The organism is Stenotrophomonas acidaminiphila (assembly GCF_014109845.1).
Lineage (GTDB): Bacteria > Pseudomonadota > Gammaproteobacteria > Xanthomonadales > Xanthomonadaceae > Stenotrophomonas > Stenotrophomonas acidaminiphila.
Genome location: NZ_CP043567.1, coordinates 688935 through 712378 on the forward strand (window position 1 = coordinate 688935; position 23444 = coordinate 712378).

Below are 23444 nucleotides of genomic sequence, written 5' to 3' on the forward strand. Positions count from 1 at the left end.
GGAAAAGACGCCGCGACGCGGCGCCGGAATCAGGGTGGCCGCGCCGCCTCAGTCTTCTTCCGGCTGCGGGACGCCCTGCGGGTCGCCACCGGCCAGCCAGGCATGCGCGTCGGGCAGCGGCGCGTCGTCGCGGCGGCCCAGCGCCATGAAGTCGAACAGGTTGGGATCGGCCAGCTGCGAGGGGCGGATGTCGCCCAGCGCGCGCGAGATCTGCTCGATGCGTCCGGGGTGGTCCTTTTCCCACTGCTTCATCATCAGCCCGACCTGCTTGCGCTGCAGGTTCTCCTGGCTGCCGCACAGGTTGCACGGAATGATCGGGAACCGCCGCGCCGCCGCGTAGTCGATGATGTCGCTCTCGCGCACGTAGGCCAGCGGGCGGATCACCACGTGCCTGCCGTCGTCGCTGCGCAGCTTCGGCGGCATGCCGGAGATCTTGGCGTGGTGGAACAGGTTCATGAAGAACGTGGCCACCATGTCGTCGCGGTGATGGCCCAGCGCGATCTTGGTGAAGCCGTTCTCCTCGGCGTAGCTGTACAGCGAACCGCGACGCATCCGCGAGCACAGCGAACACATGGTCTTGCCTTCCGGGATCACCCGGCTGACCACCGAATAGGTGTCCTGCTCGATGATGTGGTACGGCACGCCGATGCCGGCCAGGTACCCGGGCAGCACATGCTCGGGGAATCCGGGCTGCTTCTGGTCCAGGTTCACCGCCACCAGCTCGAACGGCACCGGCGCCTTCTTCTGCAGCTGCAGCAGGATGTCCAGCAGGGTGTAGCTGTCCTTGCCGCCGGACAGGCAGACCATGACCTTGTCGCCGGCCTCGATCATGCCGAAGTCGGCGATGGCCTGGCCGACCTGGCGGCGCAGGCGCTTGCCCAGCTTGTGGTGTTCGCGTTCGGCCACGCGCGGGTCGCGGGCGCGCGGCGCGGGATCGGGAAGGGGAATGACGGCACTCATCGCGTGCATTCTACCGGCTGGCCCCGCGCTCCACAGCGGCGGGTGACATGGGCTGGCACAAAAGCGTCATGGCGACGTCACGCCGCACTGACAGCATCCCGGGCTCCCCCGTCCAGCCCCTGGGTCCATCGTGCTCGATAACCGTCTCGCTTCCGCCGTCTGCCGTGCGCTGCTGCTGTCCTCCGCCCTTGCCCCGGCTTCCGTGCTTGCCCAGGATGCGGCCAACGCTTCCCGCTCCTCCGCCAAGGAGCTGGATACGGTCATCGTCACCGGCCGCAGCGGCACCGGCGTGCGCACCAAGGCCGAGACCAGTTACTCGATCACCAACATCGAGGAAGAGCAGCTGCGCATGCAGGCGCCGACCAGCGTGACCGAGGCGCTCAAGTCGGTGCCCGGGTTCTGGGTGGAAGCCTCCGGCGGCGAGGCCAGCGGCAACATCCGCGCGCGCGGCATCCCGGTCGACGGCTTCGGCTCGGTCACCCTGCTGGAAGACGGCATCCCGGTGGTGCACGACCCGGCGCTGGGCTACCTCAACGGCGACCAGGCATTCCGCCTGGACGAGACCATCGAACGCATCGAGGTGGTACGCGGCGGACCGGCATCGGTGATGTACTCCAACGCCCCGGCCGGCGCGATCAACTTCATCCCGCGCCAGGTCGGCGAGGACGCCAGCGGCGTATTCAAGTACACCGTCGGCGACAACGGCCTGAACCGCCTGGACTTCGCCTACGGCAGCCCGCTGGCCAATGGCTGGAAGCTGCTGCTGGGTGGCTTCTACCGGGTCGAGGACGGCGTGCGCGATCCCGGCTTCAACAGCAACGATGGCGGCCAGTTCCGCCTCAACCTGGCCAGGGAGTTCGAGGGCGGGCGTTTCAGCATCGACGCCAAGCGCATGGATGACCGCGTCGCCCTGTACCTGGGCATCCCGATGTACACCAACGGCAACGGCGACATCCGCGCGGTGCCCGGCTTCGATGGCAACCACGGGACGCTGGCCGGTCCGGAAACCCGCTACCTGTCGATGAAGACCGCCGATGGCCGCGGCTGGGACTTCGACAACAGCGAAGGCACCCATGTGAAGCGCGACCAGCTCACGTTCAAGCTGGAAACCGGGCTGGGCGGCGACTGGGAACTGGCGCAATCGGCGCGCTTCAGCCGCACCGACACCATCCGCAACGGCGTGTTCCCCAACTCGCTGACGCCGGCGGCCACGTTCCTCGCCGGGCAGAAGAACCTGCTGGCGTCGGTGCCGGGCGCCACCGCGCTGGGCCTGCGCTACGTGAATGGAAGCGGCGGCTTCGATAGCGCCAGCCAGAACGGCAATGGCCTGCTGGTGATCGGCGGCCTGCGCGGGCTGGACATCCCGGTGCGCGAGTTCGTCAGCGACACGCGGCTGATGCGCAGCTTCGCGCTCGGCGGCCAGCAGCACGACCTGACCCTGGGCTACTACCTGGCCTCGACCCGGGAGGACTACACCCGCTACTCGTCCTCGGTGCTGATGGACGCCACCGACAACGCCCGCCTGCTCGACCTGGTCGCACTGGATGCCAACGGCAACGTGGTGCGTACGCTCAGCGACAACGGCGTGTGGCGCTATGGCTACGAATGGAACAACGCCTCGGGCGAACAGAAGACCCAGGCCTTCTATGTCAGCGACGAGTGGCAGGTCAACGACAGGCTGCGCATCGACAGCGGCCTGCGCTGGGAGAAGGCCAGCAGCAGCGGTTGGAACGAGGTGCGCCGCAGCGTCGACGGCGGCACCCTGGCGACCTCGCAGATGCTTGCCGGTTCCGGCCTGTACGTGAACCACGACCTGGAGTCGGACGACCTGGGCTGGTCGATCGGCGCCAACTGGCAGTTCAACGATGGCATGGGCGTGTTCGGCCGCTGGACCTCGGCGTTCCGCCTGCCCAGCCTGGGCAACTACATCACCCGCAACGACAACTGCGACGCGACCTCGGCCGCGACCGTCGCCGCCTGCGCATCCGCCAACGGCAAGGCGGCCGACACGCAGACGATGGACCTGGCCGAAGTCGGCTTCAAGTTCGCCAACCCGCTGTTCAGCGCCTACGCCACGGCGTTCTACACCAAGTACGACAACGTCGGCTTCAGCAACTACCGCTTCAACCCGGACACCGGCGTGTCCACCCGCGAAGCCGGCTATGCCAGTACCCGCACGTTCGGCCTGGAACTGGAGACGGCGTGGTACCCCGCCGACTGGTTCGACCTGCGCGTCAACGCCACCTGGCAGGATGCGCAGTACCGCGACCTGCGCTACAGCGAGCTGGTCAATGGCGCGCCGGTGCTGCGCGATTTCGTCGGCAACCAGCTGATCCGCGTGCCGGAGCTGGGCGCGCGCGTGGTCGCCGGCATCAACCTGCTCGACCAGCGCCTGCGCCTGCAGGCCGCCGCCGAGCACCAGGGCGAGCGCTACGTGGACACCGCCAACTCGGTGCGCCTGCCGTCCTACCAGCTGCTCAACCTCAGCGCGCGCTACGAGCTGAGCGAGCGCGTGTCGATGTACGGCTACGTCGACAACGTCACCAACTCGCTGGGCCTGACCGAGGGCAATCCGCGTGCCGGCGAGCTCGCGAGCAGCGACGCGGGCGCCAGCGCCTTCATCGCGCGGCCGCTGCTGGGCCGCAACTACCGCCTGGCCCTGATGTACCGGTTCTGATGCGCGCCCTGTTCCCGGTGGTGCTGGCGGCGCTTGCCGCCAGCCCCTGCGCCCACGCTGCGCAGACCCTGCAACTGCAGGGCACGCTGAGCGGCAAGGACCATCAGCGGTACCTGGAACTGCCGTTCACGGTGCCCGACGGCACCGCCAGGGTGGACGTCACGCTGCGGCATGACGGCGCCGGCGAGCGTACCGTCATCGACCTCGGCCTGCTGGACACGCATGGCTTTCGCGGCTGGAGCGGCGGTTCGCGCCGCGCGGTCACGGTTTCCCGCTACGACGCCAGCGGTGGCTACCTGCCCGGCGCATTGCCGGCAGGCCAGTGGAAGGTGCTGCTCGGCATTCCCAACATCCGTGCCGGCGCACGCACGCCCTACACCGTCGGCGTGACCCTGTGGGACGAGGATGAAGTGCAGGCCGGCAGGGACCGCGCGCCGCAGGTGCTGCGCGAGGGGCCGGCGTGGTACCGCGGCGACCTGCACATGCACAGCACCCACAGCGACGGCAGCTGCAGCAGCCAACAGGGCAACAAGGTGCCCTGCCCGCTGTTCCTGAGCCTGCAGGCCGCGGCACGCCAGGGCCTGGATTTCGTCGCCGTCACCGAGCACAACACGGCCTCGCACCTGGAGGAGCTCGCCCGCCACCAGCCCTGGTTCGATCGCCTGTTGCTGATTCCGGGCATGGAAGTCACCACCTTCCAGGGCCACGCCAACGTCTTCGGCATCAACGGGCCGCTGCCGTTCCGGCTCGGCGACACCCTGCCCGACTGGAACCCGCTGCTGCGCCAGGTCAACGACAGCGGTGCGCTGCTGTCGATCAACCACCCGGCGCTGGCCTCCGGCGAGGCGTGCATGGGCTGCGGCTGGACCCCCGCCGAACCGGTGGACATGGACGCGGTCGCCGCGGTGGAGGTGGTCAACGCCAGCCAGGCCGACGGCCCACGCGCGGGCGTCGGCTTCTGGGAGCAGCAGCTGCAGCAGGGCCGGCGCATGACCGCCATCGGCGGCAGCGACAGCCATGATCCGGGCGCGGCCGAGGGTCCTTCGCCGATCGGTCTGCCGGCCACCCTGGTGCATGCCCCGGCACTGTCGCGCGACGCCATCCTGGCCGCGCTGAGGCAGGGGCGGGTGGTGGTGGACGTGCGCAACGTCGCCGGCAGCCGGCTGGACCTGTGGCTGCGCGGCGAGGACGGCCAGAGCACCGGGATGGGCCAGCAACGGGACCTGGCCGCCGGACAGTGGGCCACCGTGCACGCAGAGCTGGACTATCCCCGCCCGCTGCGCGTCGAGTTCGTCATCGACGGCCAGCGCCACCCCGCCACGGTGGAAACCGGCGCGGACGGCAGCCACCGGGCCAGCCTGCGCTGGCGCTCGGATGGCAAGCGGCACTGGTTGCGCGTGGATGCGCGCGATGGCGACGGCAGCCTGCTGATGCTGGGCAACCCGGTGTACGTGAACTGGCCCCGCTGACCGGCTAAGCTGGCGGCATGTCCGAGCTGCCGTCCCTCGCCGAGATCAGCCAGCGCATCGCCGAACTGCGGTCCGAGCACCGCAGCCTGGACGAACGCATCGGCAGGCTCGCCGCCAACCCGGATGACGAACTGGACGCGAAGCGGCTGAAGAAGCGCAGGCTGCAGCTCAAGGACTGCATCGCCCGCCTGGAAAGCATGCTGATTCCCGACGAGCCGGCCTGAACCGCAGCGCCGCCACGCCCGCCACTCAGGCCGCGTGGCGGGCGATGACCCGCTTCGCTTCCAGCAGCGATGCACCGCTTTGCCGGCGGCAGGCCCGGATCGCGGCGATCCTGTTCCCGCTGCGCAGCAGCGCCTTCACCGCGTCCGACGGGTCGGGCAAGGCGGAAACATCGCGCGGCTTGCGGCGCATGGCGTGCACCGCGGCAAGCACGCAGAGGGTCGCCACCGACGCGAAGAACGTTGTCTGCCACATCACCCTGCCCTCCGTTGTCCGGTGCCTGGGAAGCTTCAACCCGCCGCCGGTTCCTCCGGTTTGACCGCTTCCGGGCTCACCCGCTCGATGGTGTGGCGCAGTTCGCGGCCGAGGATGAACTTGGCGTCCTTGGCCCAGGCATCGAGGCGCTCGTCGAACAGCAGCTTGCTGTTCTCGTCCGGCCAGACCAGGCGCAGTTCGCGCATCTTCTGGATGAAACCGCGGAACAGGGTCTTGTCGAAGAACTCCGGCGCGGCCGGGGCGTAGAGCAGGCTCAGGCGCTGCGCGGCCTGCTGGCACAGGCTTTCCAGTTCGGCCGCGCCGAGCACGCCGGGGCCGTTCTTCACCAGCACCGAGATGGCGATGTAGTAACGCTCGAACGCCTGCTGCAGCGAATGGCCGATGGCACGCAGGCGGAATACCTCGTCGGTCTGGCCGGTGCTGCGCGCGAGCATGCCGCCCTCGTCCTCGCCCACCTGCTGCAGCAGGCCTTCGCGCACGAACACGTTGATGGTCTGCTCGATGCGCGCTGCGAATTCGTCCTCGGTCCACGGCAGGAACAGCTCCTGCTGCAGGAACGGGTACAGTCCGCGCCCCAGCCGCAGCAGGCCGGCACGGCTCATGCGGCGGTTGTTCTGGAAGCAACAGGCCACCCACGAAGACGCGGTGAACAGGTGCAGCACGTTGTTGCGGAAGTAGCTCAGCAGCACCGCGGTGTCGCCGCTGACGCTGAGCACGTCGCCCAGCGGATGCTTGACCCGGGTGAGGACGTTGATCTCCTCGGCGTGGGCGATGATGCGCTCGGGCGAATGCGGGGTGACCGTCACCCGGTCCGAATACGGCAGTTCCACCAGCAGCTTCTTGCACAGCTCGATCTGCGCGACCAGGTCGGCCTCGCCCATGGCGTGCTTGGGCGTGGACAGCAGCGCCAGCGCCAGCAGGTTGATCGGGTTGACGTCGGCGGCGCCGTTGATGCGCACCTGGATCTGCTCGGCCAGGGTATCGACCGTGCCCGACAGCCAGGACGGCTTCTCGTCCTCGGACACCGGCTGGCCATCCCACTCCGGCGCCTTCTCGGCCAGCACGTCGTTCAGCGCGATCGGCTCGCCGAAGTTCACCACCACCTGGCCGTAATTCTGCTTGAGCACCTTGGGGATGCCCCACAGCAGCGCCCAGATCGATTCCTTTTCCTTGGGCCGCCCGGACAGTTCGTCCAGGTAGCTGTTGCCCTCCATCAGCTTCTCGTAGCCGATGTAGATGGGCTGGAACAGCACCGGCTTGCGCGGCTGGCGCAGGAACGCGCGCAGCGTCATCGAGATCATGCCGCCCTTGGGCTGCAGCAGGCGCCCGGTGCGCGAGCGCCCGCCCTCGACGAAGTACTCGATCGAGTAGCCGCCGGCCACCAGCTGCGCGACGTACTCGCTGAGCACGGCCGAGTACAGCGCGTTGCCGCGGATGCTGCGGCGGATGAAGAACGCGCCGCCCTTGCGCAGCAGCGTGCCGACCACCGGCAGGTTGAGGTTGATGCCGGCCACGATGTGCGGCGGCACGATGCCGCGGTCGTACAGCAGGTAGCTCAGCAGCAGGTAGTCCATGTGGCTGCGGTGGCTGGGCACGTAGATCACCTCGTGCCCGGGCGCGGCTTCCTTGAACTTGTCCAGGTGGTGGACCAGCACGCCGGCGTAGATGCGGTTCCAGACGTGGGTCAGCATGAAGCTGGCCGAACGCACCACCGGGCTGGAATAGTCGGCCGCGATCTCCCAGGCGTAGCCCTGCGCCTTCTTCCAGGCATCGGCCGGCCTGGAGTTGTCGCGCTTGGCCTGGGCGGCGATGGCCTCGCGCACCGGCTCGGCTTCCAGCACCTTGTCCACCAGCAGGCGGCGGGTGGAAAGATCCGGGCCGATGATCGATTCGCGGATGCGGCGGAAGTGCGCGCGCAGCACGCGCTGCAGCTTGCGCACGGTGCGTTCGGGCTCCAGCCCCTCTTCCACGGTCTCGCGCAGCGAAATCGGCGCGGCGAAGCGCACGATGCTGTCGCGGCCGTTGAGCAGCACCGCCAGCAGGCGGCGGAAGCGACCGACCAGCGCCCAGTTTTCCGAGAACAGCACCGCGAACCAGCCGCTCTGCTTGTCCGGCGCGCGGCCGACGAAGATCGACACCGGCACCAGCTGCACGTCCAGCGCCGGATTGGCGCGATGCGCCTGCAGCAGCCGCGCCAGCGAGTCGGAATGGGTACGGGCACCGCGCTGCTCGGGGATCAGCGCGTTGTTGCTGGAACGCCGCGACAGCGCGACATAGGCGCGCTTGCGCCCGGTCGGGTCGCCGGCCAGCGGGACCAGCGGCGACGGCAGCCCGGCGTCGCGGCAGGCCTTGTCCAGGATCAGCGCGTTGGACAGGCCGTAGTCCTCCAGTACGTAGACCACCGGCTGCGCCGGGTCGTGCTGGAGCTGCTCGGGCTCGATCTTCAGCCCCAGCCACGGCTCGATCAGGCGGCCGAGCAGGCGCGCCCACAGCGGGCGCCGGCCCGGGCGTACGGGCGGCCGACCGGCCTGGGCTGGCAGGGGGGAGGCGGCCGGGGCGCTGGCCTCGCCCGACGGCAGGAGTTCGCCCTGTTCGGGCCGTGGGTTCTGTTTCGACATCGGCGACATTATGGCTTAGCTGCCGCCGCCAGGCTGTCCCCGGTGCTGGTGCCGGTGGTTGCGTCGTTGCCCGAACCGGAACCGGAGCCGGACCGGGGCGCCTCGCCCTCCACCGGCGGCGGGGCGGCGGCGCGCGCGGCGGCCAGCACGGCATCCACTTCGGCCAGGGTGCGGGCCAGGTACCAGTGCCCCTGGCGGCGCTGCAGCGCCACCTGCAGGTCGATGTCGTGGCCCGCCAGCGGGTATTGCACGTGGACGACGGCGTGGTCGCCGTCCTGGCTGCTCAGGCCGGTGCGCATCTGCGCGACGCTCTCGTCCAGCGACAACCCGTAGCTGGCCAGCACCAGTTTGCTGGCCGCGGCGAACGGCGACAGCCGCTGCAGGCTGCCGCCCATGCCCGCGGCCTGCAGCGCGGCGTCGCTGTCCAGGCCGGTGGCGCGCGCGGCGGTGGTCAAGGTGGTGATGGCCGAGCGGGCCAGCTTGGGATCGGACAGCGGCGCGGCCTGTGCCCAGGCACTGAGCGCCTTGACCAGCTGCACGTAGTGGGCGCGCTCGTCGTCGCTGTAGTCGCCCTGGCGGCTGATGTACTGCTCGCCGAACAGGCCCAGCGAGTGCGCGGCCTGGCGCACGCCGGCCGCCTGCCCGGCGATCTGCGCCTTGAATGCGCGCTGCAGCCGGGTCTCGGCGTCGGCGGCCGACAGCGTGGCCAGCAGCGCCGGCAGCTTGTCGTGCAGCGGCAGCTGGTCAAGTGGCCAGCGGCTGTGGCCCTGGGCCCAGGCCGCCTCCAGTTCCGCGTACTGCGCCGGCGGCACCGCCGCGCGGGCGTAGCCGGCCAGGTCGTTGTCGTGCAGGTGCTGGACCAGCTGGCGCACGGCCGCGGCCGGCTCGGTGGCAGCGCCCGGCAAGGGCTCCTGCGAGCGCCGGCAGCCAGCGGCAAACACGACCACCGCGCACAGCGACAGCAAGACGAGACGCGAACGGCTGCGAGATGAACGGCGTGGCATGGCGTCGTTGGTCCTCCCCCGGGCCGTGGCATCTTGCGGCCAGCAAGGTGACAGCGGCAAGCGGCGCCGGTCTGCGCGCAAAAAAAAAGAGGCCGCCCCGTTGCCGGTGGCGAACCTCCTCAAGCCGGCGGAGCCGGGGACATGTGACACATCGCCGGCAATGCCGGGACGGGCACAGCCTACGCGCCCGCTTCAGTTAATGCAACACTTCATGAATCAATATATAAGTTATTGATTTTTAATGAAAGAAATCTGAAATTTCGCGCTGCATCGCCTGCGCCGCCGCCCGCGGATCCGGGGCCAGCCGGATCGGCCGGCCGACGACGATGGCGTCAGCGCCATCGCTGAACGCCTCGGCCACGCCGACCGTGCGCTGCTGGTCGTCACCCACCGGGCCACCGGGACGGATGCCCGGACAGACGATGGAGAAGCCGCTGCCGGTGGCGGCGCGGATCGGCGCGGCCTCCTGGCCGGAGGCGATCACGCCGTCGATGCCGGCGCGCTGCGCGGCCAGTGCGCGTTCGACCACCACCTCCACCGGTTCGCGGTCGATGCCCATCTGCGCCAGGTCGGGGCGGCCCATGGAGGTCAGCACGGTCACCGCCAACAGGCGCATGTCCGAGGTGTTGGCCGTGGCCGCGGCCTGCATCATCGCCGGGTGCCAGCCGTGGATCGTGCAGTAGCTCACCGGCCACTGCGACAGGCGCCGGATGACGCCGGCGACAGTGGCGGGAATATCGAAGAACTTCAGGTCCACGAACACGCGCTTGTCGCGCCTGGCAAGTTCGTCGAGCACCGCGAAGTACTCGCCCGAGGCCAGCAGTTCCATGCCGATCTTGTAGAACGACACCGCGTCGCCAAGCCGCTCGACCCAGTCGATGGCCTCGGCACGCCCCGGCACATCCAGCGCGAAGATCAGGCGCTCGTCGGTGCGCAGCGGCAGCGGGCCGCGGCTCATTGGGCGAGGTCCAGCGCGGCGCGCTTGGCGGCGCGGCGCTCGGCTTCGGGCAGCGACCAGGCATTGTTGAACTGCGCCGGCTCCCAGCCGCCATAGGTCGGGTTGGCCAGCATCCACCAGCGCTGGCCGAACCAGCCCTGGTGGGCCTGCAGCAGCGCATCGCGGCCGGCCTGGGTATTGACCCCGATCGCGGCGAAGTCGCTGAGCTGGTCGCCGAACTGCATCAGCACCCGGTACTGCTGCGCCACCAGCTGGCGGCGGCAGGCCTTTTCGCTGCCTTCCTGTTCGCAGCCCGGCACGTACTTGTCCAGGCCCAGGTAGACGTCGTCGCCGGCGACCGGGAAGCCGAGCCGGCGCAGGTTGGCCAGGGTGACGTCCTTCATGTGCTCGGTGCGGTTGGTGATGTAGATCATGGTCACGCCCTTGGCCGCCGCGGCCTGCGCGAACTCGACCGCACCCGGCACCGCACCGGCCTTGCCTTCGGACACCCAGGCGTCCCAGCTGACGTCGTCGTAGCTGCCGCCGTTGCGCACCAGCCGCGCCTGGTAGGGCGAGTTGTCCAGCACCGTTTCGTCCACGTCCACCACCACCGCCGGCTTCAACCTGGCCGACTGCTGGCTGCCGCCTTCCTGCGGCAGCAGCGCGGTCCACGAGCGGTCGGCCAGCGCGCGATCCAGCTGCGCGGCGGCGGCGCGCCAGGTCTGCAGGGCATTGGCCCGGTATTCCTGCGAACGCTGCATCCACAGCACCGCATTCAGGTTGTCGTTGGCCCCCTCGACGGCGACCGTCGCCGTAGCCGGGGCCGGGACGGCGGGCTCGCCGTGGACCAGGGGGCGGGACGTACTGCACGCGGCCAGCGACAACAGCGCGCCGGCGAGCAGGAGGGAGGGGGGGATTCGGGACATGGGCACGGCTACCGGACAGAACGAAAACCCGGCAAGTTTACCGGCTCCCCACCCGGCCCGCGCCGAGAGCAGGCAAAACCAGGGGCGGCGTCGGTTTTGCGGCAAGCCGACTCCGACCCCGGTTCTGTCGGGCCCTCGGCTATGCTTGCGCCCCCCTCGCGCGACCGGACGCCGACGATGACCGACACCCCTGCCCCCTTGCCCGTTCCCGTGCTCGACGCCGCGCAGATGCGGGTGCTCGGCTGCCTGGTCGAGAAGGAAGCGACCACGCCCGAGACCTATCCGCTGACGGTCAACGCCGCGCAGACCGCGGCCAACCAGAAGACCGCACGCGATCCGGTGATGAACCTGGACGCCGGTACCGTGCAGCACGCACTGCGCCAGCTGGAGGCGATGGGCCTGGCCCGCCAGCATTTCTCCGCGCGCGCCGAGCGCTACGAACACCTGCTCGGCGCCAAGCTCGACCTGCCGCGGCAGCAGGTCACGCTGCTGGGCCTGCTGCTGCTGCGCGGCGCGCAGACCGCCGGCGAACTGGCCACGCGCAGCGAGCGGATGGCCAAGTTCGCCGACGCCGAGGACCTGCGCCACCAGCTCGGGCGCCTGATCCAGCGTGGGCTGGCGGTGCAGCTGCCACGCGCGGCCGGCCAGCGCGAGGATCGCTACATGCACCTGCTCGGCGGCCCGGTGGACGTGGACGCGCTGGCGGCGCAGTTCCGCGCACCCGCGGGCGCGGCCGCGGACAACGGCGCGCTGGAAGAACGCGTGGCGCAGCTCGAAGCGGCGGTGGCGGCGCTGCAGGAACAGCTGGCGCGGCTGCAGTCCCGGCTGGACGACTGAGCCGGCGCAGCTGCGGGGCCTGCCCCGCGGGGGCATCGCCGGAATGCCCCGCGAGGGCCAGGGCCCGTCGCCTGCGCAGCGATGCATGCCGCGGCCATGCCTCCGGCATGCACGTCCCGCCGCACTGGCGGGTCCCGGGTATGACCCGGGCTAACCGGTTGCAGGCTCGTTGATGAACAGCAGCAGGTCCTCGTCCTTGCCGGGCAGACGCACGCTGCCATTGGCCCGGAACCCGAGTTTTTCCAGCAATGCGACCGAACGCGCGTTGCCCGGCGTCACGATCGCGCACAGCGCGCCCAGCCCCAGCGTATCGCGCGCATGGCCCAGCACCGCCCGGGCCGCCTCCAGCGCATAGCCCTGGCCGGTATGGCGCTCGAGCAGGGCATAGCCGACATCGGCATGCGGCAGCGCGGCCCGGTGCACCAGCCCGGCATTGCCCAGCCAGGCCCCGTCGCTGCGGCGCTCGACCACATACATGCCATAGCCGTGCCGCGCATAGCTCACCAGCGGGCCGTCGCGGATGCAGCCGCGCGCCTGCTCCAGCGTGCGGATGCCGCGGTCGCCGATGTAGCGATGGAAGCCCGGCTCGTTGAGCAGCTCCAGCATCGCCGCGGCATCGCCGTCGTCATCGCGCAGCGGGCGCAGGCGCAGTCGTTCGGTTTCGATCAGCATCGCCTGCCCCGCCGCGGTCGTTGCCATGCAGGGTCGCTCCACGCACGCATAGGCGCAAGCCCGCTGGCGGCTAGTCGAACAGCGCCTGGATCGCCGCCAGCCCGGCCTGCGCGCGCTCCTTCTTGTGCACGGCGTCGGCCACCGGGTCGGCGCCGTCGCGCTGGATCTCGGCCGCCGGCAGCTCGTCGAAGAAACGGCTGGGCTTGAGCCGCACGTGCTCGCCGAACTTGCGGGTCAGGCGGCTGTAGCTCATCCACAGCTGGATCTTGGCGCGGGTGATGCCCACGTACAGCAGGCGCCGCTCCTCCTGCAGGTTGCCCTCGTCGAGGCTGACCTGGTGCGGCAGCACGCCGTCCTCGCAGCCGACGATGAACACGTACGGGAATTCCAGGCCCTTGGAGGCGTGCAGGGTCATCATCCGCACCTGGTTGCCACCGTCGTCCTTGTCGCTGCGCGAGATCAGCGCCAGCTGCGCGGCCATGTCCGCGGCGCTGGCGCCACGCGGGCCGTTCTCGAACCACGAGGCCAGCTCCTCCAGGTTGGCGGCACGGCGTTCATAGCCGGCGGTGTCCTTGGCCTGGTGGCGCAGTTCGGCGAGCAGGCCCGAATCCTTGGCTACCCGCCGCACCAGGTCGCCGGAGGACATCTGCCGCATGTCCATGCGCAGCGCGCGCAGGATGTCGGTGAAGCGGCTCAGGCTGTTGGCCGCGCGCGGCGGCAGCTGCGCCAGCGCGCCCATCGCCTCGGCCGCCTGCGCCATCGACATGCCCTTGTCCGAGGCCAGCTCCGCGAGTTTGGCGAGGGTGCCGGCGCCGACGTCGCGCTTGGGCGCCTGCACCGAGCGCATGAACGCGGTGTCGTCATCGGGGTTCACCAGCAGCCGCAGCCAGGCCAGGGTGTCCTTCACTTCCTGCCGTTCCAGGAACACGGTGCCGCCGGTCAGGTGGTAGGGCACCCCGACCATCTGCAGCGCCTTCTCCAGCGGCCGGCTCTGGAAGTTGCCGCGGAACAGGATGCAGAAATCGCTCCACGGCACGCGCCGGCTGGTGGCGATGAACTGGATCTCGGCGGCCACCTTTTCCGCCTCGTGCTCGCTGTTGCGGCACTCCCACACGCGGATGCGCTCGCCGTCGGCCTGGTCGGACCACAGCGTCTTCAGGTGTTCGTGCGGGTTGTGCGCGATCAGCGCGTTGGCCGCGCGCAGCACGCGGTTGGAACAGCGGTAGTTCTGCTCGAGCTTGATGATCTGCAGCGACGGGTATTCCACCGCCATGTTCTGCAGGTTCTCCGGGTTGGCGCCGCGCCAGGCGTAGATCGACTGGTCGTCGTCGCCCACGCAGGTGAAGTTGCCGGCCGCGCCGGCCAGCTGCTTGAGCAGCCGGTACTGGGCATCGTTGGTGTCCTGGCATTCGTCCACCAGCAGGTAGCCGATGCGTTCGCGCCAGGCCGCGGCGATGTCCGGGTTCTCTTCCAGCACCTGCACCGGCAGCCGGATCAGGTCGTCGAAATCGACCGCGTTGAACGCGGTCAGCCGCGCCTGGTACAGCGCGTAGACCATCGCCGCGTCCTTCTCGCGGTTGCTGCGCGCGGCCGCCATCGCCTGTTCGGGCGAGAGCCCGGCGTTCTTGGCCCGCGAGATCAGGTTCTTCATGTCCTCGATGTCGTCGGGCTTGGCGTTGCCGCCGCCGAGCAGGTCCTTGACCTGGGCGGCCGCGTCGTCGGCGTCGAAGATCGAGAAGCCGCGCTTCAGGCCCACCGCGGCGTGCTCGATCTGCATGAACTTCAGCCCCAGCGCGTGGAAGGTGCAGATGGTCACGTCCTCGGCCTGGCCGCCCTGCAGGCGCCTGGCCACGCGCTCGCGCATTTCCTTGGCCGACTTGTTGGTGAAGGTGATCGCGGCGATGCGGCGGGCGCTGTAGCGGCCGCTGCCGATCAGGTGGGCGATCTTCTCCACGATCACGCGGGTCTTGCCGCTGCCGGCACCGGCCAGCACCAGCAGGGGGCCTTCGGTGTGCAGCACCGCCGCGCGTTGGGGGGGATTGAGGGAATCCAGCATGGGAACGAAGGGACGGGAACCAGAAACGTGAGAAGCCCGGGTGGGCCGGCGGCGGGTATTCTGTCACCCCTCAGGGTCGGCCGTTGCCTCGACCCGCCCCTTTCCACTCGTTCCCAGCTCCATGGCCAAGCTCTACTTCTACTACTCGGCGATGAACGCCGGGAAGACCACCACTTTGCTGCAATCGGCGCACAACTACCGCGAACGCGGCATGCGCGTGGCGATCCTGACCCCGCGCCTGGACCATCGCGCCGGCAGCGGCGTGGTCGCCTCGCGGATCGGCCTGCAGGCCGAGGCGACCGCCTTCGACCACGACACCGACCTGCAGCGGCTGGTCGAGGGCGACATCGCCGCGCACGGGCGGCTGGGCTGCGTGCTGGTGGACGAGGCGCAGTTCCTGACCAAGGCGCAGGTGTGGCAGCTGAGCGAGGTGGTCGACCAGCTGCGCATCCCGGTGCTGTGCTACGGCCTGCGCACCGATTTCCGCGGCGAGCTGTTCGAGGGCAGCCAGTACCTGCTGGCCTGGGCCGACGAGATGCAGGAGATCAAGACCATCTGCCACAGCGGCAAGAAGGCGACCATGACCGTGCGCGTGGACGGGAACGGCTTCGCCGTGCAGGACGGCCCGCAGGTGGAGATCGGCGGCAACGACCGCTACGTGTCGGTCAGCCGCGCCGAGTTCAAGAAGATCACCCGCGGCGAAGGCCGGATCGACCCGATGCAGGCGCCGCTGCCGCTGTAGCGGGCGCCGCCGCGGTGGCGGCCGCCGCCGGGTGGCTCAATGCCCGCCTTCGGCTGCCAGCCGGTCCAGGTCGATGCCCTGGCGGCGCAGGAGCGCGGCCGAGCGCAGCGCGTAGAACGCCAGGTAGGCGAAGCAGGCCACGCCGACCCAGAAGCTCATGTGGATGCCGGCGGTATCGGCCAGCACGCCCTGCAGCAGCGGCACCAGCGCGCCGCCCATGATCATCATCACCAGCAGGCTGCTGCCCTGGTTGGTGTGGCGACCGAGTCCGGCGATGGCCAGCGCGAACACGCACGGCCACATGGTGCTGCAGAACAGTCCGGAGCTGATGAAGGCGATGGCGCTGGTCTTGCCGTCGCTGAACATGCCCACCAGCAGCGCGGCGATGCCGCACAGCGCGAAGTACAGCAGCATCCGCGCCGGATTGCCGCGGCTGAGCAGGGTGGCGGCGATCATCACCACGATCACTCCGGCATAGCCGTAGAACTGCGCCACCTCGTGGCGCAGCGCCGCGTTCACCGCGAGGAACACGCCGAAGGCGACGAACGGCAGGACCAGGGTCAGCATGCGCCGGGCACCGGCGCCGATCTCGAACGCGCCGGCCGCGCCGGTCCAGCGGCCGATCATCAGGCTGGCCCAGTACAGCGACACGTAGGGCGCGACCGCCGAGGTATCCACGCCCAGGTGTTCGCGCATGTAGGCCGGCAGGTGCGCGCCGGTGGACACCTCCACGCCGACGTAGAGGAAGATCGCCACCATCCCCAGCAGCAGTTGCGGGTAGGCGAACGCCGACGCCTTGTGCGGGAGCCTGCCGGTGTCCTGCGCCTCGCTGCGGGCGACGCCCTCCAGGTCGATGTGGTTGGGCACCGAGGAGAATCTCAGGAACAGCGCCACCAGCACGAATGCCACGCCCAGCACCAGGTAGGGCATCTTGACGCTCTCGATGCTGGCTTCGGTGTTGCCGCTGGCCACGCTGCCGAAGATCGCCACGCTGACCAGCAGCGGGCCGATGGTGGTGCCGAAGTTGTTGACCCCGCCGGCCAGGGTCAGGCGCTGCGCGCCGGTGGCCGGATTGCCCATCACGATGGCCAGCGGGTTGGCCGCGATCTGCTGCAGCGAGAATCCCAGGCCGACGATGAACAGGCCCGACAGCATCAGCACGAACGACCCGCTGTTGGCCGCCGGGTAGAACAGCAGCGTGCCCAGCGCCGACACCAGCAGGCCCAGGCAGATGCCGTTGCGGTAGCCGATGCGGTTGAGCAGGTCCTGGCCCGCGAGCCGGGAGATGCCGAAATAGGCCAGCGAGCCGACCGTGTAGGCGATGTAGAACGCGAACGACACCAGCTGGCTCTGCGCGTGGCTGAGGTCGAAGGCCTTCTGGAAGACCGGGATCAGGATGTCGTTGCTGGCGGCGACGAAGCCCCAGAAAAAGAACACCGTGATGAGCACACCGAACTGCGACCAGCGGGTTTTCTGCGTCATGGCATCCCGGTCTCGTTGTCGTCGTCACTGCGGGCGCGCCGCGCCCGTCCCCTGCGGACCCACGGGATGCCCCGTGCGCGGTCCCGCCACGCCACGCGCACACGCACACGCACACGCGGGCGATGACGGACCGTCGGCCGTTTTAGGCGCGATCCGGCGATGCTGTCAACGGATGCCTGCCGATGCACCGGTCAGCGCGCGTGCACGGCGCCGGCCGACGGCCCGGCCGTTGCGCCGCAGCCCCCGGCCGCGCGCTGCCGGACACGCCGGGACGCGGCGCGTCAGTACAGCGTGCGCTGGTCCGCCGGCGGCGGGCTGTACTGGTACAGCCAGGTCTCGGTGAGCGCCTTGCCGCCGCTGCGCAGGTACAGGCGGATGTCGATCTGCCCGGTGCCGCCGTCGGGCGGCACCAGGTCGAACATGGCGCGGTAGCCGTTGATCTCGCGCAACGGGCGCGCCGACACCACCTCCACCCGCCCGCTGCTGGCTTCCACCACCGCCTCGACCTCGGCCTTGTCGATCAGGCCGGCCAGTTCGCCGCCTTCGAAGTCCACCGCGAAGCGCCAGGAGAAGTACTCGCGCTTCTTGCCGATCACCCCGCCCAGCCCGGTGCGGCTGGCCACGCAGTGCGCCAGCGGCGGCCGTGCCGGGGGTTGCGCGCCCCAGTACAGCCGGTAGCCGACCAGCAGTTCCTGCCCCGGCTGCGGCTTCTGCTTCGGGTTCCAGAACGCGACGATGTTGTCGAAGGTCTCGTCGACGGTGGGAATCTCCACCAGCTGCACCGAGCCCTCGCCCCATTGCCCCTTCGGCTCGACCCACAGGCACGGGCGCTTCTCGTAGAACACGCCGTCGTCCTGGTAATGGTCGAAGTCGCGGTCGCGCTGCAGCAGGCCGAAGCCACGCGGGTTGTCATCCACGAACATGTTGAAGCGCAACTGCGCCGGGTTGCACAGCGGGCGCCAGATCCACTCGCCGGCACCGCTCCACATCGACAGGCCGTCGGTGTCGTGGATCTCCGGGCGCCAGTCCCAGCCCATGCGGCGGTCGTTCTCGCCCACCTGGTACATGCTGGTGCAAGGGGCGATGCCCAGCCGCTCGATCTCCCGGCGCGGGTACAGCGCGCTGTCGATATCCATCAGCAGCACGTCGCCGTTGGTGATGGCGAAGCGATAGGCACCGGTCACGCTCGGCGAATCCAGCAGCCCATGGACGACCACCGTGTCCGAGTCGCGCGCCGGCTGCTCCAGGTAGTAGGCGATGAAGTCCGGGAACTCCTCGGGCCTGCCGGTGCCGGTGTCGATCGCCAGCCCGCGCGCGGACTGGCCGTACTGGCCTTCCTTGCCCACCGCGCGGAAGTAGCTGGCGCCAAGGAACGCGGCGAAGTCGCGTTCGGTATCGCTGCGGGTGTTGAGGCGGAAGCCGGCGAAGCCCAGGTCCGCCGGCAGCCGCCCGCCGTGGATGCCGCTGTTGCCGTAATCGAACGCGGCGCCGTCGTAGGCCAGCTCCTGCGCCTTGCCGTCGACCACGTCGAACATGCGCACCGGCGAATGGAAATACAGGCCCAGGTGGAAGAACCTGGCCTGGAACCTGCCGGGCTGGTCGGCCCACAGCGCGTGGTCCTGGCGGTAGCGGATGGACTGGTACTGGTCCCAGTCCAGCGCCTCCACTTCCGGCGGCAGGGTGCGCTTGTGGCTGCGGTACGGCGCCTGCGACAGCGCGCGCGCCTGGCCCTTGAGCGCGGCGAAGTCGAACGGCTGCGGCTGGCCGATGCGACGCAGGCCCAACTGCCGTTCGGCGGCGGCACAGGCCGGCAGCGCCGGCAGTCCGAAGGCGGCCAGGGCCAGCGAGGCGCGCTGGAGGAAGTCGCGTCGATCCATGCGGTCGTCCGGTAAGGGGTGGGCGGATGATAGGCAGCGGCGGGTGAACGAAGGTAAGCCGCGGGTGAAGGCCGACCCGGCCGCGCGCCGGCCCGCCGCGGCCGCTCAGCGCTGGCAGTGGCCGCACCACACGCTGGCGCGCTGGCCGATGCTGGCATGCCGCAGCGGGCGCCCGCAGCGCACGCAGGCCTGGCCCTCGCGGCCGTATACCGACAGCTCCTGCTCGAAGTAGCCGGGGGCGCCGTCGGGACTGATGAAATCGCGCAGGGTGGTGCCGCCGCGGGTGATGGCGTAGCCGAGGATGTCCTTCACCGCCGTGGCCAGGCGCTGGTAGCGCTCGCGCGACACCTTGCCGGCCTCGCGCAGCGGGTTGATCCCGGCCATGAACAGGCTTTCGGCGGCGTAGATGTTGCCGACGCCGACGACGATGCGCTGGTCCATCAGGAAGCTCTTGACCGGTGCGCTGCGGCCGCGGCTGCGCGCGAACAGGTAGTCGCCGTCGAACGCCGCGTCCAGCGGCTCGGGGCCGAGCCCGCGCAGCAGTTCGTGGGTTTCGCCCGGCGGCTGCCACAGCAGGCAACCGAACCGGCGCGGGTCGTTGAAGCGCAGCAGGCGCCCATCCTCGAGGCTGATGTCGACGTGGTCGTGGGCACGCACCGGGGTGTCGCCGGGCAGCACGCGCAGGCTGCCGGACATGCCCAGGTGCAGCAGCGCGCTGCCGGCATCGGTATCGAGCAGCAGGTACTTGGCGCGGCGGCGGATCGCGGCGATGCGCTGGCCGGGCAGCGCCCGCTCGATGTCCGGCGGAATCGGCCAGCGCAGGTCCGGCCGGCGCAGGATCACGCCGTGGATGCGACGCCCCTGCAGGTGCGGCTCCAGGCCGCGGCGGGTGGTTTCTACTTCGGGCAGTTCCGGCATCGCTCGATCCTGTTATTCGCGCCCCCCGGAACGCGGGTCCGGGCGGGCCTGGCCGCGCGCGCATGCAGCCGAAGCGGCCCACGCGCAACTGGAAAAGCGCCACATGGGCTGGTTGCCCGGCGCCAGCGACAGCGCGGCTCCCGGCAATCGCAACGACGTGGTGGCCGGCAATGGTACGGACAAGGGCTTCATCGCCGATGTCCCAGATGGTTCGGGTGCGCCATTGCGGTCGTACGCCGGCAGCGCGTCAACGCGGTGGCGCCATCAGCTCGCGCGCGTCCAGGTAGCCGTCGCCGTTGGCATCCTGCCTGCGGAAGCGTTCGAGGATCACCTGCCCGTGCTGTTCGCGGGTGATCGGCCGGCCGCGGCCGCCGGGTTGTTCCGCCGGCTCCAGCACACCGTTGCCGTCGCGGTCCATGCGCTCGAAGGCGTAGCGCATCCACCGCTGGTATTCGTCCGGCGCGACCCGGCCGTCGCCGTCCAGGTCCATGCGCCGCAGGTAGTCGCCGGCGTCCTGCACCTGCGCCGTCGCGGTCCATGGCAGCAGCGCCGCCAGCAGCACCGGCAGGCGCCGCGCGAAGCGGCGTCCCGTGACCGGTGCGGCGGCGCGGGCGCTCATGCCGCGCTGAGCGAGTAACCCTTCAGTCGCGCCGCGTACGCCTGCAGGGCGGCCACGCCGCTGGCCTCGGCCTCGTGGCACCACTGCTGCAGGTGGCGCAGGCGCTCGGCGGCGTCGTGGGTACGTGCCTCGAGCAGCGCCGAAAGCCGCGCGCGGTGTTCCACCAGCAGCTGGATGCGCGGGCGCTGGCTCACCCACTGCTGCAGCTGTTCGCGGCAGGCCGGCTTGAGCCAGCGGCCATCGTTGACCAGGCCCTTGCGCATGCGCCGCGGCAGCATCTTGCGCAGCTTGGCGCCGGCGATGGCGGCCTCTTCGCGCAGGGCCGGGGCGAACACGTTGCGCTGGTAGTCGGTCATGGCCTGGAAACGGTGCGAGAGCAGCGCCTTGAGCGTGTCGGTGTCGGGCACGGCGATGTTCGGGCGGATGTCCATGGTCGGCGCCACGCGCAGCACCTTGGCCAGGCCCAGCGCCTGCAGCAGGCGGATCGCCTGCCAGCCGATGTCGAACTCCCAGCGGCGCATCGAGAAACGCGCCGAGCTGGGGAAGGCGTGGTGGTTGTTGTGCAGCTCCTCGCCGCCGATCCAGAACGCCCACGGGGTCAGGTTGGTCGAGGTATCGGCCGATTCGAAGTTGCGGTAACCCCACCAGTGCCCCAGGCCGTTGACCACGCCGGCGGCCCAGAACGGGATCCACGCCATCTGGATCGCCCACAGGGCGATGCCGGGCAGGCCGAACAGCGCGAAGTCCAGCGCGAACAGCACCACCGGGCCGAGGTTGGCGTGCGGGGTGTAGAGGTGGCGCTCGATCCAGTCCTCGGGCGCGCCGCGGCCGTACTGCTCGATGTCCGCGCGCTGGGCGCGGGCTTCGCGGTACAGCTCGACGCCGCGCCAGAACACGCGGCCGATGCCCTTGGTCACCGGGCTGTGCGGGTCCTCGTCGGTTTCCACCTTGGCGTGGTGCTTGCGATGGATCGCCACCCACTCGCGGGTGATCATCGAGGTGGTCAGCCAGGTCCAGAAGCGGAAGAAATGCGCGATCAGCGGGTGGAAATCCACGCCGCGGTGGGCCTGGCTGCGGTGCAGGTACAGGGTGACCGCGAAGATGGTGAGCTGGGTGAACACCAGCAGCACCGCCAGCATGCCCCACCAGCCCAGGCCGGCGACGCCGCCGGTGAGGAAGTCGAGGAGGGTGTCGGACATCGCGGAACTCCAGGCCGTTCGGTGGCATATGAAACTGTGGATACACATGATGGGGCCTGCAGCGGCAAACTTCATCCACCCGGCGCCCGACTTTGGTCCAATCCTTCAGCTGCGCGCCCCTTGCCCCGCTCCCGCCTGAACGATGCCCACCGCCCCTGCCGCCGCCGCGGCTCCCCTGATCGAACTGGACCACGCCTGCGTCATCCGCGGCCAGGTCCGGGTCCTGCACGAACTGGACCTGCGCATCGAGCAGGGCCAGCACACCGCCATCCTCGGCCCCAACGGCTGCGGCAAATCCTCCTTCATCAAACTGATCACCCGCGAGCTGTACCCGCTGGCGCGCGCCGATGGCCATGTGCCGGTCAAGGTGCTGGGCCAGACCCGCTGGCAGGTGGACCGGCTGCGCTCGCAGCTGGGCATCGTCAGCGGCGACCTGTCCGGCAGCCTGGCCGAAATGCCGGGGCTGGGTGTGGAAGAGGCGGTGATCTCCGGCTTTTTCGCCAGTTACGTGGTGCCGGCGCACCGCGACGTCAGCGACGACATGCGCGCCCGCGCGCGCCACGCGCTGGGGCTGGCACGCGCCCTGCCGCTGCTCGGCCGCAGCTACGCCGAACTGTCCGCCGGCGAGACCCGCCGCGTGCTGATCGCCCGCGCACTGGTGAACCAGCCGCGCGCACTGCTGCTCGACGAACCATCCACCGGCCTGGACCTGGTATCGCGCCAGCACCTGATCGACACCATGCGCCACCTCGCCGGGCAGGGCATCACCCTGGTGCTGGTCACCCACCACATCGAGGAAGTGATCCCGGAGATCCAGCGGGTGGTGCTGATGAAGGGCGGCCGCATCTTCGCCGACGGCAGGCGGGGCGAGCTGCTGCGCGCCGGCCCGCTGTCCGAAGTGTTCGGTGGCCCGATCGAGGTGCGGGAGGAAGACGGCCGGCTCAGCGCGTGGGTCCGCGCCATCTAGGTGGGCCGGGGCATCGGTGCGATGATGCCGGCCCGTTCCGCCGATCCACGCCTGCACGATGTCCCGTTCCCCGTTTCCGCTGCGCCTGGGCGCGGCCTCCGTCCTGGCCGCCGCGCTCGCGGCCTGCGCCAGCACGCCCGCCCCCGTTGCCCGCGGCCACGGCGCGCCCGCCGAGCCGGCACCGACCGGCTACCTGCAGGGCGCGGCGATTCCCGACAGCCAGGCATTGAGCCCGCCACCACCGGCACCGGGCTCGGCCTGGGCGGCGCTGGACGAGGCCATCGCCCGCCAGGCCACCGCACTGCGCGGCAGCGCGCGCTTCGCGCAGGCGGGCGCCGACGCCGACCTGCGCTTTCCCGCCGGCGCCGGGCAGTTCAGCTGCGCGCTGGGGGTTGCGGTGGACAGCGAACACACTCCGGCCCTGTACCGCCTGCTGCAGCGCAGCCTGATCGACGCCAGCGCGGCCACCCGCGCGGCCAAGAACCACTACCGGCGGCCCCGCCCGTTCATGGTCAACGGCCAGCCGACCTGCACCCCGGACGACGAGCCGCACCTGCGCGGCAGCGGCTCCTACCCGTCCGGCCACACCGCCATCGGCTGGGCATGGGCGCTGATCCTGTCGGAGATCGCCCCGGAGCGCGCCACCGCGCTGCTCGAGCGCGGGCGCAACTACGGCCAAAGCCGGCTGGTGTGCAACGTGCACTGGTACAGCGACGTGCAGCAGGCCCAGACGCTGGGTGCGGCCACGGTCGCGCGCCTGCACGACAACCCCGGGTTCGTCGCCGACCTGGGCGCGGCGCGGCGCGAGCTCGCCGCCGCGCGCGTGCACCCGCGGCCGCTGCCACGCGACTGCGCCGCCGAAGCCGCGGCGCTGGCGACCGGCCTGCCCGACGCGCGCTGAGCGGCCACCCGCGCCCGGCGACGCGACACACCCTGGCCGCCACCTGCGCGGATGCCGCGCCGGGTCATGCCCGGCAGCGGCGCCG

At 70.3% G+C, this 23444-nt stretch carries 20 protein-coding genes; 7 read left to right on the forward strand and 13 right to left on the reverse strand.

The window, feature by feature from the left end; translation table 11 throughout:
• Positions 1-48: 48 nt before the first annotated feature.
• Positions 49-960: a tRNA 2-thiocytidine(32) synthetase TtcA gene (gene ttcA / locus F0P95_RS03250; protein ID WP_182335677.1), complete on the reverse strand. Its 912-nt coding sequence runs from the start codon at positions 958-960 to the stop codon at positions 49-51.
• 130 nt (positions 961-1090) lie between these two features.
• Here ttcA and F0P95_RS03255 point away from each other — a divergent pair, with 130 nt between their 5' ends.
• Genes F0P95_RS03255 through F0P95_RS03265 form a run of 3 tightly spaced genes read left to right on the forward strand, consistent with a single transcriptional unit; the run spans position 1091 to position 5330 of the window.
• Complete coding sequence (locus F0P95_RS03255) at positions 1091-3637, forward strand: TonB-dependent receptor (protein ID WP_182335678.1); 2547 nt, start codon at positions 1091-1093, stop codon at positions 3635-3637.
• Positions 3637-5106 (forward strand): CehA/McbA family metallohydrolase, encoded by a 1470-nt coding sequence (locus F0P95_RS03260; protein WP_182335679.1) that lies wholly within the window; start codon positions 3637-3639, stop codon positions 5104-5106. The genes F0P95_RS03255 and F0P95_RS03260 overlap by 1 nt, the downstream gene beginning before the upstream one ends.
• Before the next feature lie 17 nt (positions 5107-5123).
• Complete coding sequence (locus F0P95_RS03265) at positions 5124-5330, forward strand: YdcH family protein (protein ID WP_182335680.1); 207 nt, start codon at positions 5124-5126, stop codon at positions 5328-5330.
• Positions 5331-5355: 25 nt separating this feature from the next.
• Here F0P95_RS03265 and F0P95_RS03270 read toward each other — a convergent pair whose 3' ends face one another.
• The 5 genes from F0P95_RS03270 to F0P95_RS03290 all read right to left on the reverse strand — a co-directional run bounded on the left by F0P95_RS03270 (position 5356) and on the right by F0P95_RS03290 (position 11089).
• Positions 5356-5583: a hypothetical protein gene (locus F0P95_RS03270; RefSeq protein WP_182335681.1), complete on the reverse strand. Its 228-nt coding sequence runs from the start codon at positions 5581-5583 to the stop codon at positions 5356-5358.
• A gap of 35 nt (positions 5584-5618) precedes the next feature.
• On the reverse strand, positions 5619-8222 hold the full coding sequence (gene plsB, locus F0P95_RS03275; protein WP_425515901.1) for a glycerol-3-phosphate 1-O-acyltransferase PlsB: 2604 nt from the start codon (positions 8220-8222) through the stop codon (positions 5619-5621).
• Between the two features lie 8 nt (positions 8223-8230).
• A complete protein-coding gene (locus F0P95_RS03280; protein ID WP_182335683.1) occupies positions 8231-9127 on the reverse strand; it encodes a hypothetical protein in 897 nt (298 codons plus the stop codon).
• A gap of 337 nt (positions 9128-9464) precedes the next feature.
• A complete protein-coding gene (gene pyrF, locus F0P95_RS03285; protein WP_182335684.1) occupies positions 9465-10184 on the reverse strand; it encodes an orotidine-5'-phosphate decarboxylase in 720 nt (239 codons plus the stop codon).
• Entirely contained in the window at positions 10181-11089 is a 909-nt protein-coding gene (locus tag F0P95_RS03290) for a 5'-nucleotidase, lipoprotein e(P4) family (RefSeq protein ID WP_182335685.1), read from the reverse strand. The genes pyrF and F0P95_RS03290 overlap by 4 nt, the downstream gene beginning before the upstream one ends.
• A gap of 177 nt (positions 11090-11266) precedes the next feature.
• Here F0P95_RS03290 and F0P95_RS03295 point away from each other — a divergent pair, with 177 nt between their 5' ends.
• Positions 11267-11926, forward strand: a complete 660-nt coding sequence (locus F0P95_RS03295; RefSeq protein ID WP_182335686.1) for a YceH family protein — start codon at positions 11267-11269, stop codon at positions 11924-11926.
• Positions 11927-12076: 150 nt separating this feature from the next.
• Here the strand turns inward: F0P95_RS03295 and F0P95_RS03300 are convergent, their stop codons facing one another.
• Together F0P95_RS03300 and F0P95_RS03305 are read right to left on the reverse strand one after the other, a co-directional pair.
• Positions 12077-12625, reverse strand: coding sequence for a GNAT family N-acetyltransferase (locus tag F0P95_RS03300; protein ID WP_198422020.1), 549 nt, complete (start codon positions 12623-12625; stop codon positions 12077-12079).
• A gap of 43 nt (positions 12626-12668) precedes the next feature.
• The gene (locus F0P95_RS03305; protein ID WP_182336734.1) at positions 12669-14651 is read right to left on the reverse strand and encodes a UvrD-helicase domain-containing protein; all 1983 of its coding nucleotides are present in this window, start codon (positions 14649-14651) and stop codon (positions 12669-12671) included.
• Between the two features lie 124 nt (positions 14652-14775).
• On the opposite strand from F0P95_RS03305, the gene F0P95_RS03310 reads away from it, so the two are divergent.
• A complete protein-coding gene (locus F0P95_RS03310; protein ID WP_054668461.1) occupies positions 14776-15396 on the forward strand; it encodes a thymidine kinase in 621 nt (206 codons plus the stop codon).
• 36 nt (positions 15397-15432) lie between these two features.
• On the opposite strand, the gene F0P95_RS03315 is transcribed toward F0P95_RS03310, so the two are convergent.
• From F0P95_RS03315 to F0P95_RS03335, 5 genes are all read right to left on the reverse strand, one after another.
• On the reverse strand, positions 15433-16878 hold the full coding sequence (locus F0P95_RS03315; protein WP_182335687.1) for an MFS transporter: 1446 nt from the start codon (positions 16876-16878) through the stop codon (positions 15433-15435).
• 281 nt (positions 16879-17159) lie between these two features.
• Positions 17160-18755: an OpgD/OpgG family glucan biosynthesis protein gene (locus F0P95_RS03320; protein WP_182335688.1), complete on the reverse strand. Its 1596-nt coding sequence runs from the start codon at positions 18753-18755 to the stop codon at positions 17160-17162.
• A 105-nt stretch (positions 18756-18860) separates the two neighbouring features.
• A complete protein-coding gene (gene mutM / locus F0P95_RS03325; protein WP_054668464.1) occupies positions 18861-19673 on the reverse strand; it encodes a bifunctional DNA-formamidopyrimidine glycosylase/DNA-(apurinic or apyrimidinic site) lyase in 813 nt (270 codons plus the stop codon).
• 247 nt (positions 19674-19920) lie between these two features.
• Positions 19921-20292, reverse strand: a complete 372-nt coding sequence (locus tag F0P95_RS03330) for an EF-hand domain-containing protein (RefSeq protein WP_182335689.1) — start codon at positions 20290-20292, stop codon at positions 19921-19923.
• Positions 20289-21491, reverse strand: coding sequence for a DesA family fatty acid desaturase (locus F0P95_RS03335; protein ID WP_182335690.1), 1203 nt, complete (start codon positions 21489-21491; stop codon positions 20289-20291). The genes F0P95_RS03330 and F0P95_RS03335 overlap by 4 nt, the downstream gene beginning before the upstream one ends.
• A 142-nt stretch (positions 21492-21633) precedes the next feature.
• On the opposite strand from F0P95_RS03335, the gene F0P95_RS03340 reads away from it, so the two are divergent.
• Both F0P95_RS03340 and F0P95_RS03345 read left to right on the forward strand, forming a co-directional pair.
• Positions 21634-22458 carry an ABC transporter ATP-binding protein gene (locus tag F0P95_RS03340; RefSeq protein WP_182335691.1) on the forward strand — a complete coding sequence of 275 codons (825 nt, stop codon included), beginning with the start codon at positions 21634-21636 and terminating at the stop codon, positions 22456-22458.
• Between the two features lie 58 nt (positions 22459-22516).
• Complete coding sequence (locus F0P95_RS03345; protein ID WP_182335692.1) at positions 22517-23359, forward strand: acid phosphatase; 843 nt, start codon at positions 22517-22519, stop codon at positions 23357-23359.
• The last annotated feature ends 85 nt before the right edge of the window (positions 23360-23444 follow it).

What these genes read in the sequence shown, in the direction of transcription:
- F0P95_RS03340 (WP_182335691.1), top strand. Translation starts at nt 21,634, where the DNA reads ATGCCCACCGCCCCTGCCGCCGCCGCGGCTCCCCTGATCGAACTGGAC.
- F0P95_RS03295 (WP_182335686.1), top strand. Translation starts at nt 11,267, where the DNA reads ATGACCGACACCCCTGCCCCCTTGCCCGTTCCCGTGCTCGACGCCGCG.
- F0P95_RS03310 (WP_054668461.1), top strand. Translation starts at nt 14,776, where the DNA reads ATGGCCAAGCTCTACTTCTACTACTCGGCGATGAACGCCGGGAAGACC.
- F0P95_RS03335 (WP_182335690.1), bottom strand. Translation starts at nt 21,491, where the DNA reads ATGTCCGACACCCTCCTCGACTTCCTCACCGGCGGCGTCGCCGGCCTG.
- ttcA (WP_182335677.1), bottom strand. Translation starts at nt 960, where the DNA reads ATGAGTGCCGTCATTCCCCTTCCCGATCCCGCGCCGCGCGCCCGCGAC.
- F0P95_RS03320 (WP_182335688.1), bottom strand. Translation starts at nt 18,755, where the DNA reads ATGGATCGACGCGACTTCCTCCAGCGCGCCTCGCTGGCCCTGGCCGCC.
- pyrF (WP_182335684.1), bottom strand. Translation starts at nt 10,184, where the DNA reads ATGAGCCGCGGCCCGCTGCCGCTGCGCACCGACGAGCGCCTGATCTTC.
- F0P95_RS03345 (WP_182335692.1), top strand. Translation starts at nt 22,517, where the DNA reads ATGTCCCGTTCCCCGTTTCCGCTGCGCCTGGGCGCGGCCTCCGTCCTG.
- F0P95_RS03290 (WP_182335685.1), bottom strand. Translation starts at nt 11,089, where the DNA reads ATGTCCCGAATCCCCCCCTCCCTCCTGCTCGCCGGCGCGCTGTTGTCG.
- F0P95_RS03315 (WP_182335687.1), bottom strand. Translation starts at nt 16,878, where the DNA reads ATGACGCAGAAAACCCGCTGGTCGCAGTTCGGTGTGCTCATCACGGTG.
- F0P95_RS03260 (WP_182335679.1), top strand. Translation starts at nt 3,637, where the DNA reads ATGCGCGCCCTGTTCCCGGTGGTGCTGGCGGCGCTTGCCGCCAGCCCC.
- plsB (WP_425515901.1), bottom strand. Translation starts at nt 8,222, where the DNA reads ATGTCGAAACAGAACCCACGGCCCGAACAGGGCGAACTCCTGCCGTCG.
- F0P95_RS03300 (WP_198422020.1), bottom strand. Translation starts at nt 12,625, where the DNA reads ATGGCAACGACCGCGGCGGGGCAGGCGATGCTGATCGAAACCGAACGA.
- F0P95_RS03270 (WP_182335681.1), bottom strand. Translation starts at nt 5,583, where the DNA reads ATGTGGCAGACAACGTTCTTCGCGTCGGTGGCGACCCTCTGCGTGCTT.
- F0P95_RS03330 (WP_182335689.1), bottom strand. Translation starts at nt 20,292, where the DNA reads ATGAGCGCCCGCGCCGCCGCACCGGTCACGGGACGCCGCTTCGCGCGG.
- mutM (WP_054668464.1), bottom strand. Translation starts at nt 19,673, where the DNA reads ATGCCGGAACTGCCCGAAGTAGAAACCACCCGCCGCGGCCTGGAGCCG.
- F0P95_RS03265 (WP_182335680.1), top strand. Translation starts at nt 5,124, where the DNA reads ATGTCCGAGCTGCCGTCCCTCGCCGAGATCAGCCAGCGCATCGCCGAA.